The sequence below is a fragment of the Akkermansiaceae bacterium genome (assembly GCA_019634595.1).
Classification (GTDB): Bacteria; Verrucomicrobiota; Verrucomicrobiia; order Verrucomicrobiales; family Akkermansiaceae; genus Luteolibacter.
This window is the reverse complement of sequence record JAHCBC010000001.1, coordinates 248,483-265,755: the sequence shown is the minus strand read 5'-3', so window position 1 is coordinate 265,755 and position 17,273 is coordinate 248,483. Positions and strand designations below refer to the sequence as shown.

At 63.2% G+C, this 17,273-nt stretch carries 16 protein-coding genes; 4 read left to right on the top strand and 12 right to left on the bottom strand.

Annotation, left to right across the window (positions count from 1 at the left end):
* Positions 1-114: 114 nt before the first annotated feature.
* From KF712_01125 to KF712_01115, 3 genes are read left to right on the top strand one after another with little or no spacing between them, the layout of a single operon-like run.
* Positions 115-354, top strand: a complete 240-nt coding sequence (locus KF712_01125) for an acyl carrier protein (GenBank protein MBX3739563.1) — start codon at positions 115-117, stop codon at positions 352-354.
* Positions 351-1,622, top strand: a complete 1,272-nt coding sequence (locus KF712_01120; protein MBX3739562.1) for an FAD-dependent oxidoreductase — start codon at positions 351-353, stop codon at positions 1,620-1,622. The genes KF712_01125 and KF712_01120 overlap by 4 nt, the downstream gene beginning before the upstream one ends.
* Entirely contained in the window at positions 1,619-3,427 is a 1,809-nt protein-coding gene (locus tag KF712_01115) for an ABC transporter substrate-binding protein (GenBank protein ID MBX3739561.1), read from the top strand. The genes KF712_01120 and KF712_01115 overlap by 4 nt, the downstream gene beginning before the upstream one ends.
* A gap of 28 nt (positions 3,428-3,455) precedes the next feature.
* Here the strand turns inward: KF712_01115 and KF712_01110 are convergent, their stop codons facing one another.
* The 12 genes from KF712_01110 to KF712_01055 all read right to left on the bottom strand — a co-directional run bounded on the left by KF712_01110 (position 3,456) and on the right by KF712_01055 (position 16,320).
* Positions 3,456-4,187 (bottom strand): response regulator transcription factor, encoded by a 732-nt coding sequence (locus tag KF712_01110; GenBank protein ID MBX3739560.1) that lies wholly within the window; start codon positions 4,185-4,187, stop codon positions 3,456-3,458.
* Between the two features lie 446 nt (positions 4,188-4,633).
* On the bottom strand, positions 4,634-4,816 hold the full coding sequence (locus KF712_01105) for a hypothetical protein (GenBank protein MBX3739559.1): 183 nt from the start codon (positions 4,814-4,816) through the stop codon (positions 4,634-4,636).
* Positions 4,817-4,820: 4 nt separating this feature from the next.
* Entirely contained in the window at positions 4,821-7,904 is a 3,084-nt protein-coding gene (locus tag KF712_01100) for an efflux RND transporter permease subunit (protein MBX3739558.1), read from the bottom strand.
* Between the two features lie 28 nt (positions 7,905-7,932).
* The gene (locus KF712_01095) at positions 7,933-9,048 is read right to left on the bottom strand and encodes an efflux RND transporter periplasmic adaptor subunit (protein ID MBX3739557.1); all 1,116 of its coding nucleotides are present in this window, start codon (positions 9,046-9,048) and stop codon (positions 7,933-7,935) included.
* Between the two features lie 69 nt (positions 9,049-9,117).
* Entirely contained in the window at positions 9,118-9,732 is a 615-nt protein-coding gene (locus KF712_01090; GenBank protein ID MBX3739556.1) for a TetR/AcrR family transcriptional regulator, read from the bottom strand.
* Between the two features lie 272 nt (positions 9,733-10,004).
* A complete protein-coding gene (locus KF712_01085; protein ID MBX3739555.1) occupies positions 10,005-11,804 on the bottom strand; it encodes an ATP-binding protein in 1,800 nt (599 codons plus the stop codon).
* Positions 11,805-12,004: 200 nt separating this feature from the next.
* Positions 12,005-13,054 (bottom strand): type I glyceraldehyde-3-phosphate dehydrogenase, encoded by a 1,050-nt coding sequence (gene gap / locus KF712_01080; GenBank protein ID MBX3739554.1) that lies wholly within the window; start codon positions 13,052-13,054, stop codon positions 12,005-12,007.
* 191 nt (positions 13,055-13,245) lie between these two features.
* Positions 13,246-13,608 carry a hypothetical protein gene (locus tag KF712_01075; protein ID MBX3739553.1) on the bottom strand — a complete coding sequence of 121 codons (363 nt, stop codon included), beginning with the start codon at positions 13,606-13,608 and terminating at the stop codon, positions 13,246-13,248.
* 270 nt (positions 13,609-13,878) lie between these two features.
* Positions 13,879-14,664, bottom strand: coding sequence for a GTP cyclohydrolase I FolE2 (locus tag KF712_01070; GenBank protein MBX3739552.1), 786 nt, complete (start codon positions 14,662-14,664; stop codon positions 13,879-13,881).
* Between the two features lie 72 nt (positions 14,665-14,736).
* Complete coding sequence (gene rpsR, locus KF712_01065) at positions 14,737-14,925, bottom strand: 30S ribosomal protein S18 (GenBank protein ID MBX3739551.1); 189 nt, start codon at positions 14,923-14,925, stop codon at positions 14,737-14,739.
* 58 nt (positions 14,926-14,983) lie between these two features.
* Positions 14,984-15,157: a 50S ribosomal protein L33 gene (gene rpmG / locus KF712_01060; GenBank protein ID MBX3739550.1), complete on the bottom strand. Its 174-nt coding sequence runs from the start codon at positions 15,155-15,157 to the stop codon at positions 14,984-14,986.
* Positions 15,158-15,186: 29 nt separating this feature from the next.
* Positions 15,187-16,320, bottom strand: a complete 1,134-nt coding sequence (locus KF712_01055; GenBank protein ID MBX3739549.1) for a hypothetical protein — start codon at positions 16,318-16,320, stop codon at positions 15,187-15,189.
* A 204-nt stretch (positions 16,321-16,524) separates the two neighbouring features.
* On the opposite strand from KF712_01055, the gene scpB reads away from it, so the two are divergent.
* On the top strand, positions 16,525-17,253 hold the full coding sequence (scpB, locus tag KF712_01050) for an SMC-Scp complex subunit ScpB (protein ID MBX3739548.1): 729 nt from the start codon (positions 16,525-16,527) through the stop codon (positions 17,251-17,253).
* Positions 17,254-17,273: the final 20 nt, after the last annotated feature.

The window sequence follows — 17,273 nt, the reverse complement described above, 5'->3', positions numbered from 1 at the left end:
CGGGCGGGACCGTAGCAGCGGCCCGGCGACTCTCAACCGAAATGTTCGACACTCATCGAACAAATATCCGTCGATGATTGACTTGCCCATGGGGAGCTTCCACGGTTTCCGCGCATGAGTCCGGAGGAGGTGATCGACTGGTTGAACGAGGAAGGCATGGTGGAGCTGGGCGATGGGTTCGCCGCGGATGGGGATCTGTTTTCCGCAGGGCTGGATTCCATGGCTGTCATGCAGATGGTGGTCGCAGCAGAGGAGAAATTCGGAGTGACGCTCGGCCCCGGGGACATGACCCGGGCGAACCTTTCCACCCCCCGCTCGCTGGCCGCCCTCATTTCCTCTAGGTCCGCCCCATGAATGAAGTCCATGATGTCGTGGTGGTGGGAGGCGGCAGCGCCGGACTGGCCGCCGCCGTGACCGCGGCACGGACCGGCGCGCGCACGCTGCTGCTGGAACGCTACGGTTATCTGGGTGGCATGGGAACCGCTTCCCTCGTCCATACTTTCTGCGGGCTGTATCTGCTGCGGGAGGAACCCGGAGCGGTGCTGGCGAATGCCGGATTCGCGACGGAAATGGCGGAGCGGATGATCGCCGCGACCGGTCTCGGCCCGGTGCGGATGGGACGGGTGGACGTGCTGCCACAGCACCCGGTGGAGTTCGTGAGGATCGCGGATGAGATCACTGCGGCGGAATCCACGCTGGAAACCCTCTTCCACACGGAGGTGCTGGCGGTCACACGGGAGGACGGCGTCTGGCGGATCACGCTGGGAGGACGCGGCGGAATGGCGGATGTTTCCGCCAGGGCGCTGGTGGATGCCTCAGGAGACGCGGTGGTGGCGGGCTTTCTGGGTGGGGGTGCGGAGATGACGGACAGCCCGGGCCTGCAGCGGCCCGCCTATGTTTTCGGGGTGCAGGGCATGACGGGCTTCGACGATGCCGCACGGCTCCATACGGCGGGCTGGATCGTGGAAGGGGTAAGGAAAGGGATTCTGCCGAAATCAGCGATGGGCCTGAGTTTCCGCGCTTCCGGCAGGACGGGAGAGATTTTCGGATCGCTGGACCTCACCGGCGGGGAGTCCACCGGGCATGATCCGCTGGATCACGTTGCCTTTCCTCACTGGAGTCCGGTGGCCCGGAAGATCGCGGGGGAGGTGCTGCGCTTTCTCTCACACAGCAGCGATGGGTGGAGAAACGCCTACATCAGCCAGTGGCCGGTACGCGCCGGGGTGCGGGAAAGCCGCCGCTGGATCGGCGGATATGTGCTGACCGCGGAGGACCTTCTTGAGGGCAGGCGTTTTGATGACGAGATCGCACTCGCCACATGGCCTATGGAGCTGCGTGAGACAGTCAAAGGGCCGAAGCTCCGCTACCCGCAGGGAAACCGTCCGGCGGGCATCCCCCTGCGCTGCCTGCAGCCACGGGGCATCCCCGGCCTGTTCGTCGCCGGACGCTGCCTTTCCGCGGACCATGAGGCGCAGGCATCCATCCGCGTGATGGGCACGTGTTTCGCCACCGGCGGGGCGGCTGGAAAGGCGGCGGCGGACTCAGCGCGGACAGATCATTTTAATCTCCCATCCCATCACAGGGAGATGCTAGGATGGGTCAGAGATCACCCGCATCGATGACCTTCCCCTTCCGCCTTTCCCGGCTCCCCTCTTTCCTTCTGGCATGCCTCACCATGGTTGCCGCCCTGCCGGCATACGCGCTGGAGAAGGTGACACTGCAACTGAAATGGACGCACCAATTCCAGTTCGCGGGCTACTACGCGGCGATCGAGAAAGGCTACTACCGCGAGGCCGGTCTGGATGTGGAGATCCGTGAGGCGCAGCCGGAACAGGACACGGCGCGGGAGGTGACAAAGGGGAACGCGGACTTCGGCGTGGGAACGTCGAACCTGGTCCTGCTGCGCGCCCAGGGGGAGCCGGTGGTCGTGCTGGGCGTGATCTACCAGCATTCGCCATTCGTCCTCATTTCCACCCAGGCATCCGGCATCCACGACATCCATGAACTTTCCAGGCGGAAGATCATGATGGAGCTGGATGCGGCGGAGCTGCTGGCCTACTTCAAGCATGAAGGCATCGACGTGTCCAAGGTGGACGTCCGTCCCCACACCTTCCGGCTGGAGGATCTGCTGGAGGACAAGGTACAGGGGATGGCGTGCTATTCCACGGACCAGCCCTTCTTCCTGAAGGAAAAGGGAATCCCCTACCAGGTGTTCAACCCCCGGGCTGGCGGCATCGACTTCTACGGCGACAACCTTTTCACCACGGAGAAGCAGATCCGCGAGAACCCGGATCGGGTGAGGAAGTTCCTGGATGCCAGCCTGCGGGGCTGGAAATACGCGATGGCCCACCAGGAGGAAATGGTGGACCTCATCCTGAAGAAGTATCCGCAGGACCACTCACGGGATCATCTGCTGTTCGAGGCCGCGGAGTCCGTAAAGCTCATCCACCCGGAGTTGATCGAACTGGGCTACATCAACCCGGGACGCTGGGAGAGCATCGTGAAAGCCTACGCGGACCTCGGCTTCCTGAAAGGTGAGGTGGATCTGGCATCGTTCATCCATGAGCGCGACCCGAAGCCGGACCTCCGCTGGGTCTATTGGTCGCTGGGCATCATCGGCGTGCTGGCGGCGGCATTCGGACTGTGGACGCTCATGACGGCGCGGATGAACCGCCTGCTGCGCGAGGAGGTGGCCGCCCGGAAAGAGGCGGAGGCGCGTGCGCTGGCGGAGAATGCGGCGAAGTCCAGGTTCCTCTCCGTGCTGGCCCATGAGGTGCGTACCCCCCTGTCCGGCATCCTGAGTTCCCTCTGGCTCTACAAGAGTTCGAAATCCCAGGAGGAGAAGGACCAGGTGGTGGAGATCGCGGAGATGTCATCGAACCACCTGCTCCGGCTGGTGGACAACACGCTGGACCACTCCAAACTGGAAGCGGCGAAGATGGATGTGGAAAAGATGCCCGTCATCATCGACGAGTTCCTCGACCGGATTGTGGAACTGTTCCATGCCGCCGCGAATGCGAAGGCCATCTCCCTGGAGATGGAGATCGATCCGGCGATGCCGGACACGATCACGACGGACCCCACCCGCCTGCGGCAGATCCTTTCCAACCTCATCTCCAACGCGGTGAAGTTCACCTCGAAAGGTGGCGTCAAGGTGGTCGCCACCCAGGAGACACCCCACTCCACCGTGGAGTTCAAGGTGCAGGACACCGGCCCCGGGATCAGCCCGGAGCAGACCGAAAAAATCTTCGAACCCTATGCGCAGGCGGATGCGTCCGTTTCCCGTGAGCATGGTGGCACCGGACTGGGCCTGTCCATTTCCTCCCAGTTGGCCCGCTTGCTGGGTGGCGAGGTCAGGGTGGAGAGCAAGCCGGGGGAAGGCGCCACCTTCACCCTGAGCATCCCGGACATGAAAATGAGGAGGTGATCCCCACGGCCGTGAACGGCCACGCCGGTCAGGGAACCTTCATCACCTCCTGGAGCCGGGCGAGGGCGGTCCTACCGATCTCCATCGGTTCCTCCAGCCCGCGCATCCACACCTGGGCGTCGTTTCTCGAAAGGCGTTCGACTTTCGAAACCCGCTCCAGGTTGACGATGAGCGACCTGTCCAAGCGGATGAACGGAGGGGATGGCAGGATTTCCTCGAACTCCCCGATCCGCCGGCAGGCCAGGATGGCCGGCTGGTGGACGTCCCGGACCCAGGTGAAATCCCCGTCCGCCTTCAACGAAGCCACCGTCGGGAGAGGAAGGAAAATCGTGCGCTCCGTGCTACGCACGCAGATGCGGTCCATCGGCTCATGCCGGACGGCCGGGTTCTCGTCTTCGGTGAAAAGGCGCTCCAGGCGCTTGGCGGTGGCGGCGAACCTTTCCGGAGACACCGGTTTGAGGAGGTAGTCCACCGCATCCAGCGTGAAGGCGTCCACGGCGTAGGTCGGCCAGGCGCTGGCGAAGACGACTTTCGGGGGATCCTTCAAGCTGGCGAACAGCTCCAGCCCGGTGAGGCCCGGCATCTGCACATCCAGCAGCAGCACGTCCGGCTTCAGTTCATCGATCATCCCCACGGCTTTTTCGGCGCCGTCCGCTTCGCCGATCCACTCCAGAAATGAATGTTGGCCGATGAGACGACGCATGACCATCCGTTGCACCGCAACGTCATCGACCACCATCACCCGTATGCGCAGACCCATTACAGGGATCACGCTAAGAAGGTGCTCCGTCATTTCAAGCGGATAGACGCCGTGTTTTTGGCATTGGCCGGTTTATGGAATCCGATGCCGGATTCATGGAGTGGAGATTAACCAATCGTGAAGATACGGTATTTGATCTGTCCGTCGGACGCCTTGTTCATGGTCCGGCGACATCCCGAATCCCCCTGCTTTAGGATAGCCCGAGCAGACGTGGCGGAGCCCCCCGCCCGCCACGTCGGTGAGGGGCTGGGATGAAGGAAGACGGCACTTCCTACGGCACAGGGACCGCACGTAGAAACGGCGCTCAGGTTGCGGGCCGGGATCGAAAGGATCTTTCACGGTCAGATTTCCTCCTCCGTCAGAGAAAAGGATTCCGCCCAAGGGGGTCCACAGATCTTCGAGATTGTCGCTGCATTCGAAGGTGGGGTTCATCCCCCGCTCCCCTCTCAAACGGATGATGCCACCCTCTGTGGTGAATTCGACGGTCGGCAGATGGATGGGGCACCGTATTCCGCGGTGCCGATGTCCGCCCCGTCACTATCGGTGGCGCTGGGGATGGCGGCGTTCATCGACGAAGCGGCTGCGGCCCCGCTGGTCGTCCAGCGGGAAACGGGGAACGGAGTCTCCATTCCGTCATGCCGTGGCGAGAGGTGCCTCCGCCGGAACGCCCTCCGTTTCCTCCTCATCCTCATGCCGCTGGTGTTTCGCGGCGATGATGACGTAAAAGGCCGGAACCACGAACAGGGTGAAGACCGTGCCTACCAGCATGCCGGTGACGAGCACGATGCCAATGCTGTTCCGCGCCTCCGCCCCCGGGCCGGTGACCAGCACCAGCGGGAAGTGTCCGAAGACGGTGGCCGCCGTGGTCATGAGCACAGGACGCAGACGGGTGAGCGCGGCTTCCCGCAGCGCGGCGACCTTTTCCAGCCCCCGTGCCTGCATTTCATTCGCGAACTCGACGATCAGGATGCCGTTCTTCGCGATCAGGCCCACCAGCGTGATGAGGCCCACCTGGGAGTAGATGTTGATGGTGGTGAAGCCGAGGAAGGTAAAGACGAGTGCGCCGGAGATGGCGAGCGGCACCGACCCGAGGAGCACGATGAGCGGATCCCGGAAGCTGTGGAACTGCGCCGCCAGCACCAGGTAGATGAGGATGATGGCGAAGCCGAGCGTGACCACCAGCGCGGAGCCTTCCTGGCGGATCTGGCGGGACTCGCCCGCGTGGTCCATGACCAGGCTCTTGCCCATCGCTTTCTTCGCCGCATCCTCCAGCACGCGGAGGCCGGCTTCCTTCGTCACGCCGGGAGCCACCCCACCGAAGATCTTAACGGCGTTCTGCTGCTGGAAGCGGTTGAGCGTGCGCGGCGAGGTGCGGGCCTCCACGCTGGCAAAGGATGACACGGGCAGGAGGTCCCCCGCAGGGGTCTTGATCTTCATGTCCAGCAACGGACCGACGGCGGAGCGGTTCTCATCCCCGAGCTGCGGGATCACCTTGTAGCTGCGGTCGAAGTAGTTGAAGCGGTTCACATAGGCGCCACCGAGCAGGGTGCCGAGTTCCTGCCCCACGGCGGCGAGGTCCAGCCCGAGGTCCGCGAGCTGCTCGCGGTCGATGTTCACGCGGGCCTCCGGACGGTCGATCTTGAGGTCGGTATCGACGTAGAGGAACTGGCCGCTGGCGAAACCCGCGCCGATGACCTGCTGCGCGACGGGCAGCAGATCCTCCACCGGTCCGTCGGTGAGCAGGACCAGCTCGACATCATATTGGCCCGGCGTCGGCAGCGGAGGATCGAGACGCGGGAAGACGCGGATACCCGGCACCTGGGAAACACGTCCGAACAGCTCGCCGTACATTTCCTCCGTCGTGCGTTCGCGTTCTTTCCAGTCCTTCGCGGACATGCCGCCGAAGCCACCCCAGTTGGTGGTCAGGGACCACATGTATTCCGCCTCCGGCATGGAGGTCACCGCATCGATCACCGCCATGGAGTCCCGGTTGGACGCTTCCACCGTGGAATCCGGAGCGGTGTCCATGAAGACACTGATGTGGCTCTGGTCCTCCACCGGGGCCATCTCCCGCTGGGAGAACAGGTAGAATGGCACCGCGGCGAGCATGACCACGAAAGACACCCCCACGATGACCCAACGGATGCGCAGGGCGCTGTCCAGCGCCACGCCATAGGCCGCCTTCACCTTGTCGAAGATGCGGTTCACGAACTTCGTCAGCCTGCCCTCATGGCCGCCCGCGTGGATGAACTTGGAACTCATCACCGGGGACAACGTCAGCGCGACGAATCCGGAGACGACGACCGCCGCCGCCAGCGTGATGGCGAACTCCAGGAACAGGGAGCCGGTGAGGCCACCCTGGAAGCCGATGGGTGCATACACCGCCGCCAGCGTGATGGTCATGGCGACAATCGGCCCCTGTAGTTCACGGGCACCAAGCAACGCCGCCTGCCTGCGAGACTTCCCTTCCCGCACGTGCCGCTCGATGTTCTCCACCACGACGATGGCGTCGTCCACCACCAGACCGACCGCCAGCACGATGGCGAGGATGGTCAGCAGATTGAGCGAGAAGCCGAGCGCGAGCATGATGGCCGCAGCACCGATGAGCGAAATGGGCATGGCGATGAGCGGCACCAGCGCGGTGCGGATGGAACCGAGGAAAAGGAACACCGCCAGACCGACGATGAGCACGGTTTCCAGCAGCGTCTTGCTGATCTCCTTCAGCGCACTGCGCATGAACATGGTGCCGTCATAGACCAGCTTCATCTTCATGTCCTTCGGCAGCGTGGCCTGGATCTCCTCCATCTTTGCGGTGAGCGCCTGCTGGATCTCGATCTCGTTGGAGCCGACCAGCGGCCACACGCCCAGATAGACGGACTCCTGCTTGTCCTCTTTCGCCACGTAGTCCGGTTCCTCCGCCCCCAGCTTCACATCCGCCACGTCACTGAGCCGGACGATGCTGCCCTCCCGCTCCGAGACGATGATGTTGGAGAACTCCTGCTCGGTCCGCAGGTCGGTGTTCGCCAGCAGGTTGATCTCCACCATGTTCCCCTTCGTCCGGCCGACGGAGGCGAGGAAATTGTTCCGGACGAGGGCGTTCTGCACATCCCCCGGAGAGAGGTTGAGCGCGGAAAGGCGGTCCGGATCGATCCATACCCGCATGGCGATGGGGCGCGCGCCTTCCAGGGTCACGCGCTGGACACCCGGCAGCGTGGCGAACTGCGGCTGCATGGTGCGGGTCAGCCAGTCCGTCATCGCCGGCACATCACGCTCCGTGGAGGTAAAGCTGAGATAGAACGTGGCGTAGGGACGGTCCGCGCGCTGGATCTCCACCATCGGCGGTTCCGCCTCCACGGGGAGTTCCGCGCGCACCTGCTGGAGGCGCGCCGTCACCTCCGCCAGAGCGGCGGTCGTGTCATGGTTCAGCTTCAACCGCACGGTCACGATGCTGGTGCCGGCGCGGCTGGTGGACTCCACGTGATCGACACCGCCGATCTGGGACACCACCTTTTCAATCGGGGTGGTGAGGAAGCCGCGCACCGTCTCCGCGCTCGCGCCGTAATAGACGGTGGTGATGATGACGGAGGAGCTTTCCAGCTTCGGGAACTGTTGGACGGGCAGCGAGTAGATGGCCCTCCAGCCGACGAGGACGATGACCAGGTTGACCACGATGGCCAGCACCGGGAACTTGATGAAGATATCGGTGAACGATTTCACTGCGGATCGGAAGTTGGTGTTGTCCGGCTCAGTTGGCCTGGCCCGCGGCGGCGGACTTCGGGGCGGCGGCCACGGCGACCAGCGCACCTTCCCGGAGCTTGAACGATCCGGCGGTCGCGACGACCTCACCCGGCTTCAGGCCGGACTCGATCACCACCATGTCCCCGTTCATCGCCCCGCTTTTCACGAGGCGCTGCTGGGAGCGCGGCTTGCCCTGCGGGTCGTTGCCGATGACGAAGACATGGTCTCCCTCCGGCCCACGGCGCAGCGCGCTGACGGGGACGGTCACCACTTTCCGGGACTCCCCGACCGGGACACGCACGCGGACGGATGCTCCCGGAGTCGGTGCCTGCTTCGCATCGTCGATCCGCGCGCGGATGACGGAGCTGCGGTTGCGCGGATCAACCCTGGCGTCGAGCGCCACGATTTTCGCAAGCAGGGGCGGCCTGTCACCACCCGAAAGGATCTCCACGACATTCCCTTCCTGGAGGCCGGCGGCCACCACCTGGGTCACGGTGAAATCCACATGCACCGCCTCATCCACGCCCTGCAGCGTGGTGAGCTGGCTCCCCTCTTCCAGATATTGGCCGGGATGGACGTCCGAAATGCCGATGCGGGCGCGGAACGGCGCGGTGATGGTCTTGCGCACCATGACCGCCTTTGTCCGTGCCGCCTGCGCCAGCGCGATGTCCCGCTCCGCCTGCGCGCGGTCGAGGTCCACCACCGGCGCGGCGTCCTCACTGGAGAGCCGCTGCATGCGCTTGAGCGTGGTTTCCGCGAGGGCGACCTGGGCCTCCTGCGCGCGCAGTTCCGCCTCCTCCACGGAAATGTCGAGGGCCACCAGCAAGGCTCCCTCTTCCACGATCTTGCCCGGGGTGAGGTGCGCCTTCACGACGGTGCCCGCCATCTCGTTGCGCAGGGTGATGGAACGCAGGGCGAGGACGGTACCCACGGCCACGGTGGCGTTGCGGTGCTCAACCTCCCCGGCCGGCACGGTGACGATGCTTTCCGCCGGCTCCGGCATGGCGGCCGCCTCCGCCATTGATTTCCTGATGTCCGCACGCTTCCACGCGGCGAGACCGGCGGCGGTTGCGCCCAGCGCACCGATGAGGACAAGTGAGATGATCCAGGAACTGGCTTTCATGAGGATGGTCGTGGGAGAGGTTCGGGGAAGGCGTGAGAGGGACGCTTGGGAAATCAGGAGGACGTTCATTCAGGCATCCGGAGCAACAGGTGAGGTCACCTGGCAGGCAAAGGTTTCCGGCTTTTCGATGGCGAGCGCGACGATGCGCTCCAACGTGCAGCGCAGGCGGTCGAGGGCTTCCTGGTCCACGGGACGCAGGCGCATCACCCAGTAGAACCAGAGGCCGTCGATGGCGGCCATGACAATCTCCGCCACATGATCCGGCAGGCCGTCATTGCGGATGAGGCCGTAGAGTTCCTCATAGACATCGCGCATCGGCTGGACGAGTTCCGAGTTCTGGGCCAGAGCGGCGAAAATGGCGGAGTAGCTGCGGCGCAGGCCGTCCGTCCAGTTGCGCGCGTCCATGCAGCAATGGTTGAGGATGCCGCGCAGCATACGGCCCGGCCCCTCCGGAGCCTCCGCATAGCCGGTCATAAAGCAGTTCCGCCAGCCGTCCGCGCTCCGCTGGACCATGGCCTCGATGAGTTGCTCCTTGCTGGAAAAGTAGTGTAACAGGCCGCCTTTGCTCACCCCGGCCTCAGCCGCCACGGCGTCAAAAGTCAGACGGGCCACGCCTTCGCGGGCGGCGACGGTTTCCGCCGCGTCCAGCAGCAGGTCTCGTTGGGCGGGGTTGTGCGGTGCCATTGTTGGAAACGGCATACCGTCCAGCCGGTCGGCTGTCAAACCGTCTGGTTGGTCGGGACTGATTTTTATTTCAAACATCGCCATTTCACCCTCATGACGAATGGGATGGCGGATTTGTGACAACGAGCGGTTGTCAGGCGGGATTTTCCGCGAACGAATTATAAAACCCGTTCAAAATATGACACTTACAATCACATTGAAGACCGGGGCGGGACGCCCCGGCAACGGCCTGGGGCAAGATGCCCCAGCCACTTTCCCTCTGAAAAGTGGACCTACGCCACTGCCGCCTCGATCTGGCGGTCCACGTCCTCCCGCAGGTTGTCGATGATGAATTCCTGACGGTCCGGGGTGTTCTTGCCCATGTAGAAGGCGAGCAGTTCCTTAACGCCCTTGCCTTCCTCATACTCGACGGGATCAAGCCGCATGTCAGGGCCGATCATGAACTTGAACTCGTCCGGTGAGATTTCGCCCAGACCTTTGAAGCGGGTAATCTCCGCGTTCTTGCCCAGCTTGGAGATGGCCTTCACGCGCTCCGGCTCATCGTAGCAGTAAATGGTCTCCTTTTTGTTGCGGACGCGGAACAGCGGCGTCTGGAGGATGTGGAGGTGGCCGTCACGGATCAGCTCCGGGAAGAACTGGAGAAAGAACGTGAGCAACAGCAGGCGGATGTGCATGCCATCGACGTCGGCATCGGTGGCGATGACGACCTTGCTGTAGCGCAGTTCCTCGATGCCGTCCTCGATGTTGAGCGCGGCCTGGAGCAGGGCGAACTCCTCGTTCTCATAGACGATCTTGCGCGGCAGGCTGAAGGTGTTGAGCGGCTTTCCACGCAGGGAGAACACGGCCTGCGTCTCCACGTCACGGCTCTTGGTGATGGATCCGGAGGCGGAGTCACCCTCGGTGATGAAGAGGGTGGATTCCTCGCGGCGCTTGTGCTTCGTGTCGAAGTGGACGCGGCAGTCGCGGAGCTTCTTGTTGTGGACCTTGGCCTGGCGGGACCGCTCGCGGGCGAGCTTCTGGACGCCTTTCAGGTCCTTGCGCTCCCGCTCCGCGGAAATGATGCGCTTCTGGATGGCCTCCGCCACCTGCGGGTGCTTGTGCAGGTAGTTGTCGAGGTTGGTTTTGAGGAAATTCCCGATGAAGGTGCGCAGGGATTCGCCCTCCGGAGCCACGGTGGTGGAGCCGAGCTTGGTCTTGGTCTGCGACTCGAACACCGGCTCGATGATGCGCACGCAGATGGCGGCCTCGATGCCGGCGCGGATGTCGGCGGGATCGTACTGCTTCTTGTAGAAGCCACGGACGACCTGGACCAGTGCCTCACGGAAGGCGGCGAGGTGGGTTCCGCCCTGGGAGGTGTTCTGGCCGTTGACGAAGGTGTAGTACTCCTCCCCGCTCTCCGGGCTGTGGGTGAAGGCGATCTCGATGTCCTTTCCGACAAGGTGGATGGGCGGATAGAGCGCCTCGTTCTCCATTTCCTCACGCAGGAGGTCGAGCAGGCCGTCCTTCGAGCGGAATTTCTTCCCGTTGAACACGACCGTGAGGGCCGGGTTCAGGTAGGAATAATAACGGCACATCTTTTCGACGAACGCTTCCTTGTACTTCGCCTTTGCGGGGAAGATGGTGCGGTCCACGTCGAAGGCGAGGCGGGTGCCGTTGGCGCCTTCATCGCGGCGCGGGTTCGGCATGTCCACGGTGAGCTGGCCCTTGGAGAACTCCAGCGCTTTGGTCGTGCCCTCGCGCCACGCCTGGATCTCGAAGAAGGAGGAAAGGGCATTGACCGCCTTGATGCCGACACCGTTCAGACCGACGGATTTCTTGAACGCCTCGCTGTCGTATTTCGCGCCGGTGTTGATCTGCGCGGCGCAGTCATAGAGCTTGCCCAGCGGGATGCCGCGGCCGAAGTCCCGGACCTCCACGCGGCCCTGCTCGTCGATGTCGATGCGGACCTCCTTGCCGTGGCCCATGATGTGCTCGTCGATGGAGTTGTCCACCGCCTCCTTGAGCAGGATGTAGAGGCCGTCATCCGGAGAGGAACCGTCACCGAGTTTTCCGATGTACATGCCCGGGCGCATCCGGATGTGTTCGCGCCAGTCCAGGGATTTGATGTCGGCTTCGGTGTAGTCGGCTGCCATGAGGTCGGAGAGCTTTTAAGGGCGGACGCCCGGGCGTGCAAGAGTAAGGAGGGACTACCGCTGTTGGTGATCGTTGCAAAAAAACGGCGGCCCGTTGCCGGACCGCCGTTTTCTGTAAATCGCGTGTGACGCGGGAAGGATCAGATGCCCTTCTTCACGACATCCGTGAGGAGGTCGATGACGCGGTTGGAGTAGCCCCACTCGTTGTCATACCAGCTGACGAGCTTGAAGAACGTGGAGTTCAGCTCGATGGAGGAGCCGGCGTCGAAGATCGAGGAGCTCTTGTCGTGGATGAAGTCGGTGGAAACCACTTCGTCCTCGGTGTAGGCGAGGATGCCCTTGAGGTAGGTCTCGGAAGCCTTCTTGAGGGCCGCCTTGATCTCCGCGAGGGAGGTTTCCTTTTCGGTCTTCACGGTGAGGTCGACGGCCGACACGGTCGGGGTCGGCACACGGAAGGCCATGCCGGTGAGCTTGCCAGCCACTTCAGGGCAGACGAGGGCGACAGCCTTCGCGGCACCGGTGGTGGACGGGATGATGTTGATTGCAGCGCTGCGGCCACCCTTCCAGTCCTTCTTGGAAGGACCATCGACCGTCTTCTGGGTCGCGGTGTAGGAGTGGACGGTGGTCATCAGACCTTCCTTGATGCCGAAACCTTCCTTGAGGAGGACGTGCACGAGGGGAGCAAGGCAGTTGGTGGTGCAGCTCGCGTTGGAGATGATGTGGTGCTTCGACGGATCGTATTGGTCGTCGTTGACGCCGACGACGAAGGTGCCGTCCTCGCCCTTCGCAGGAGCGGAGATGATGACCTTCTTCGCACCAGCGGCGATGTGGCCCTTGGCCTTGTCTGCTTCGGTGAAGAGGCCGGTGGACTCGATGACGACTTCGACGCCGAGTTCCTTCCAGGGAAGGCCATCCGGGGTGCGGGCGCTCACGACCTTGATCTCATGGCCGTCCACAACGAGAACGTCGTCCTCTTCCAGCTCAGGCTTGGACTTCTTCGAGGAAACGGTGCCTGCGAACTTGCCCTGCGTGGAGTCATACTTGAGCAGGTAAGCGAGGTTGTCGGCCGGAACGATGTCACCGACGGCGACGACGTTGAAGGTGGTTCCGAGGTGACCTTGTTCGACGAGGGCACGGAAGACGAGGCGTCCGATGCGGCCGAATCCGTTGATGGCAATGGTAGTTGGCATGACTGTTAGGGAGGCGGTGGAAGTGCCGGATACGAGTGGATACTTCCGCCCGGCGGCGGAATTTTGCACTTGGACCCCTGCCCGTCAATGCTGCGGACAGGGAAATCCGCCTCCATTCCAAACCTCACATAAACCCACGGAAACCCACATAAACGGAAGCGACATGCGAGATATGCCTGACAGCCAAGGCATCAGCCACCGCAGATCTTGCAAGGCACTCCCTCGCCCTGTTTTCCGGTCCGTCCCTTGCCCTGGCCGAAGTAGCGGCATGACGCGTTGTGGCTCTTGCCCGTGGTGCTGATCCACCGCGCTCCGTCCGGAAGGATTTTCGCGGGCGTCTCCGCGGGCTTCGCGATCTTCCGCTCCGGTTCCGCCAGTTGCCTGCGGAGCTGGGCGTTCTCTTCCTGGAGCTTCCGAAGCGCCGTCTCAAGCTCGGCGATTTTCCGGCGCAGCGCCGCGTCATCCGATCCGTTGTTGGTCTGTGCCGGCAGCGGACCGACCGTGAAAAGCAGCACGGATGCCGCCAGCAGGCCTTTCCGCAAGACGCGGGACAAGCATGCGGTGGATTTCAGAACGGTGGCCTGCATCTAACGGATAGCATGCAGCAGGTGGCGGTCCGGAGTAAAGCCGGTAACGGGAGGGGTGGATGCACTCCACTCTCCCAAGGGTCCGCCACGTGCGCGCTGGGAGCACCGGTCTTCAGACCGGCATCTTCGGCGGAAAAAGTCGTGAGACTTCCGGTTGGGACGAAGCCCACAGGAGACCGGAGCGGATCTGCCGATGGTGGGTCCACACAGCCGAACCTCTCACGAGGTTCGCTACCCTCAGCGGACCTGCTTCTCGATCACTGCGTAGGCGCTGTGATTGTGGATCGACTCGAAGTTCTCCACCTCGATGCGGTACCAGGTGATCTCCGGGCGGGCGTTGGAAAACTTCGCCACATTCCGCACGACGTCCTCGACGAAAACCGGATTGTCATAGGCGCGTTCGGTGACGGCCTTTTCGTCCGGGCGCTTCAGCATGCTGTAGAGTTCACAGCTCGCGGATTCCTCGGCGATGCGGATGAGTTCCTCGATGGCCAGCGGCGCGGAGGAACGGACGGAATAGGTGATGGTGCCGCGCTGGTTGTGCGCGCCGCGCTCGCTGATGGCCTTCGAGCACGGGCAGAGGGTGGCGACGGGAACGATGACGGTAAGGATGAAGTCGCAGCCGTTGTCCACGTCCACCTCGACGGTGAATTTCACCTCGTAGTCCACCAGGCCGGGCTTGCCGGTGACCGGGGCCACCTTTGAGATGAAGAACGGGAACTGGAACTCGACATGCGCGCGCCGGGCGAAAAGGCGGTCCAGCAGGTTGCGCGGGAGCTTCTCCACGGTGGCCACATCCAGGAGGCTACCGTGTTCATGGAGCGCCTCCACGAAGCGGCTCATGTGGGTGCCCTTCAGGTGGGCGGGCAGGTCCACGGTCAGCGCGGCGGTGGCCACGGTGCGCTGGGTGCCGCCGTCCTGTTCCCGGACCTCCACCGGGAAGCGCAGGCCCTTGATTCCAACACGGTCGATGGGGATCAACCGGTCATCGATTTCATTCTGGGTGTCAGTCAGTTCCGACATGGTCGCGGAAAACGGAAAGAGCCCGCCCGGTTGCTCGGACAGGCTCCTCCTTGAGATTGGGAATCTTCCGGCTTAAGGAAGAAGGTTGATCGCGCGGGACTGTTTGATCGCGCGGGTGATCTTGCGGTGAAGCTTCGCGGAAACACCGGTCACACGGCGCGGCAGGATCTTGCCGGTTTCGGTCGTGAACTTGGTGAGGAGATCCGGGTTGGTGGCCACAACTTGGACCGCAGGGATGTCATGCCGGCGACGCGGCATCATGCGGTTCGCCTTGCGGAAATTGATACGGCGTTGGACGGTCTTAGGCTCGGACATGAGATTAGCGGAGTTCGCGGTGAAGGGTGCGGCGCTTCAGGAAGTGATTGAACTTCACTTTTTCCAGACGGCCCGGAGTGCGCAGGCTCTTCTTGTTGCGCGTGGTGACGTAACGTGACGTCGGGACACCTTCCGCTTTCGCTTCGGTGCATTCAAGGATGATGATATCGCGTGGCATGGGAAAAATTCGGGGACGCGGACAATGCGTTAATCTTCGTCTTCGTCAAGGGAAATTCCGTCGGAATCTTCATCATCCGAGGTATTTCCTCCGCTGAAGCCGACTTCATTGGATGGGCGGAAGCGGCGGTTGCCGTATTCTTTCTCCCATTGTGCCTGTTCCTCGACGGTCAGGCGGGCGAACGGGATGACCTCCAGACGGGTCTGTGGGATCTTCCGGTTGGAGATCTCGCAGATGCCGTAGGTGCCGGCCTGGATGCGGCGGAGAGCCTGCTCGATTTCGTAAAGGGCGTCCTGCTCCTTCGCGAGGACGGAGAGGGCGAAATCACGGTCGTAGGCGTCGCTGCCCGCGTCACCTTGGTGCATGCCGCTGCCGGAGGCTTCGCTGCCTTCCGGGGCGTTGCGGATGGTGTCGCGGGTCATGCCGGACATGGCGTCCACCAGCTCATCACGGAGATCCAGGAGGCGCTGCTTCTGTTTCTGGACGAATGCCGGGGAGTGGGATCCGTTGGTGCCGGTGGCGAGCGGCTCGGCAGGCTTCTGCGGAGCGGCCTTCGGCGGGACGAAAGGAGGCTTCACCGGGGCCGGTGGAGCGGGGAAATCAACGACGGAAGATTTGCTCTTCTGGACGGGGGCCTGCTTTTTCGGAGCGGCCACCACGGCTTTCTTCTCCTCCACCTTCACGGGGGGGGCCTCCACGACGGCGGGCTTCTTGGGAGCCTCGGCCGCCTTCGGAGCCGGGGCTTCCTTTTTGGCGGCTTCCTTCTTCACCGGTTTGGCGGCCGGAGCGGCGGCTTTTGCCTTCGGCTCGGCGGTCTTTTTCGGCGCGGGAGCGGCAGGCTTTGCCTTGGAGACGGTTTTTGCGGCAGGTGCCTTGGCAGGAGCGGCTTTCTTCGGGGCGGGAGCCGCTTTCTTGGCGGCCTTCTTGGCGGGAGTCGTTTTCTTAGCGGGAGCCACTGTCTTCGGTGCAGGTTTGGCCGGGGCGGCTTTCTTCTTCACCACGGCGACCTTTTTGGCGGCCGGCTTCTTTGCCGGGACCGCTTTCTTGACTGCAGCCGGTGCTTTTTTCTTCGCGGGAGCAGGAGCTTTCTTCACGGCTTTCGCCGGGGCCTTCTTGGGGGCCGCTTTTCCTGCTGCTTTCGATGAAGTTTTTTTCGCGGCCATGACAGTGGGGTCGGATGGTTTGAAACAGAAATCCTCCGCTCCGGCGTTTTTGGGAAACGTAATGGAGAAGCGAGCGCGGTGGATTAGTCCCTATCCAAGGTGTCAGCAAGGCGAAAATCCACAGTATGCCAAAATAATCCGGGAAAACCGCCTCTGCCCGGGGCTTGATATGCCCCCGCAGTTCCCTAACCTGTCCGCCTTGCCATGCAGCTCAGCGCGATCGTCGAAGCACTCCTCCTCGCCTCCCAGAACCCGCTCACATCCGACGAGATCGCCCGTCTGGTGCGTGCCCGCGTGGCCGAGGCGGAGGATGTGAGGGCCCGGGAAATGGAGGAAGGCAAGGCCCCGGCGGACCTGCCGGAATGGCTGACCGGCCTGTCCGCCACCTCTTCGGAGCAGATCGCGGCGGCCATCGGCACCATCAATGCGGCGTATGAGGAAGGCGGGCGCGCCTTCACCGTGCTGGAGCGGCCCAAGGGCTGGAAACTCTACACGAAGGTGGAATACGGCGACTTTGTCCGGCAGCTTTTCCCCGGCCGGAAGCCGGAACGCCTCAGCGGCCCGGCGATGGAAACGCTGGCCATCATCGCCTACCGCCAGCCGATCACCAAGGCCGCCATCGAGGCGGTCCGCGGCGTGGCCTGCGACGGGATGATCCAGAAGCTGCTGGACCGCGACCTGATCCGCATCGGCGGACGGGCGGAGTTGCCGGGACGCCCCCTGCTCTACGAGACGACGGACCTTTTCTTCGAACACTTCGGCATCCGCACCATCGACGACCTGCCGAACGCCTCCGAGCTGCGGAAGGTGAAACTGCCGGAACCGGGGGATGCCACCCCGAAACCCACGGAAGACGCGGAACAGCAGCTTGCCCTGAGCGCCACCGGTGCCGCACCATCCGCCGCCGCAGGCAGCGCCGCGGACGAATCCTGACCTTTTCCCATTTTCTCCCA

What these genes read in the sequence shown, in the direction of transcription:
- KF712_01125 (MBX3739563.1), top strand. Translation starts at nt 115, where the DNA reads ATGAGTCCGGAGGAGGTGATCGACTGGTTGAACGAGGAAGGCATGGTG.
- KF712_01120 (MBX3739562.1), top strand. Translation starts at nt 351, where the DNA reads ATGAATGAAGTCCATGATGTCGTGGTGGTGGGAGGCGGCAGCGCCGGA.
- KF712_01115 (MBX3739561.1), top strand. Translation starts at nt 1,619, where the DNA reads ATGACCTTCCCCTTCCGCCTTTCCCGGCTCCCCTCTTTCCTTCTGGCA.
- KF712_01110 (MBX3739560.1), bottom strand. Translation starts at nt 4,187, where the DNA reads ATGGGTCTGCGCATACGGGTGATGGTGGTCGATGACGTTGCGGTGCAA.
- KF712_01105 (MBX3739559.1), bottom strand. Translation starts at nt 4,816, where the DNA reads ATGGAGACTCCGTTCCCCGTTTCCCGCTGGACGACCAGCGGGGCCGCA.
- KF712_01095 (MBX3739557.1), bottom strand. Translation starts at nt 9,048, where the DNA reads ATGAAAGCCAGTTCCTGGATCATCTCACTTGTCCTCATCGGTGCGCTG.
- KF712_01090 (MBX3739556.1), bottom strand. Translation starts at nt 9,732, where the DNA reads ATGGCACCGCACAACCCCGCCCAACGAGACCTGCTGCTGGACGCGGCG.
- KF712_01085 (MBX3739555.1), bottom strand. Translation starts at nt 11,804, where the DNA reads ATGCGCCCGGGCATGTACATCGGAAAACTCGGTGACGGTTCCTCTCCG.
- gap (MBX3739554.1), bottom strand. Translation starts at nt 13,054, where the DNA reads ATGCCAACTACCATTGCCATCAACGGATTCGGCCGCATCGGACGCCTC.
- KF712_01070 (MBX3739552.1), bottom strand. Translation starts at nt 14,664, where the DNA reads ATGTCGGAACTGACTGACACCCAGAATGAAATCGATGACCGGTTGATC.
- rpsR (MBX3739551.1), bottom strand. Translation starts at nt 14,925, where the DNA reads ATGATGCCGCGTCGCCGGCATGACATCCCTGCGGTCCAAGTTGTGGCC.
- rpmG (MBX3739550.1), bottom strand. Translation starts at nt 15,157, where the DNA reads ATGCCACGCGATATCATCATCCTTGAATGCACCGAAGCGAAAGCGGAA.
- KF712_01055 (MBX3739549.1), bottom strand. Translation starts at nt 16,320, where the DNA reads ATGGCCGCGAAAAAAACTTCATCGAAAGCAGCAGGAAAAGCGGCCCCC.
- scpB (MBX3739548.1), top strand. Translation starts at nt 16,525, where the DNA reads ATGCAGCTCAGCGCGATCGTCGAAGCACTCCTCCTCGCCTCCCAGAAC.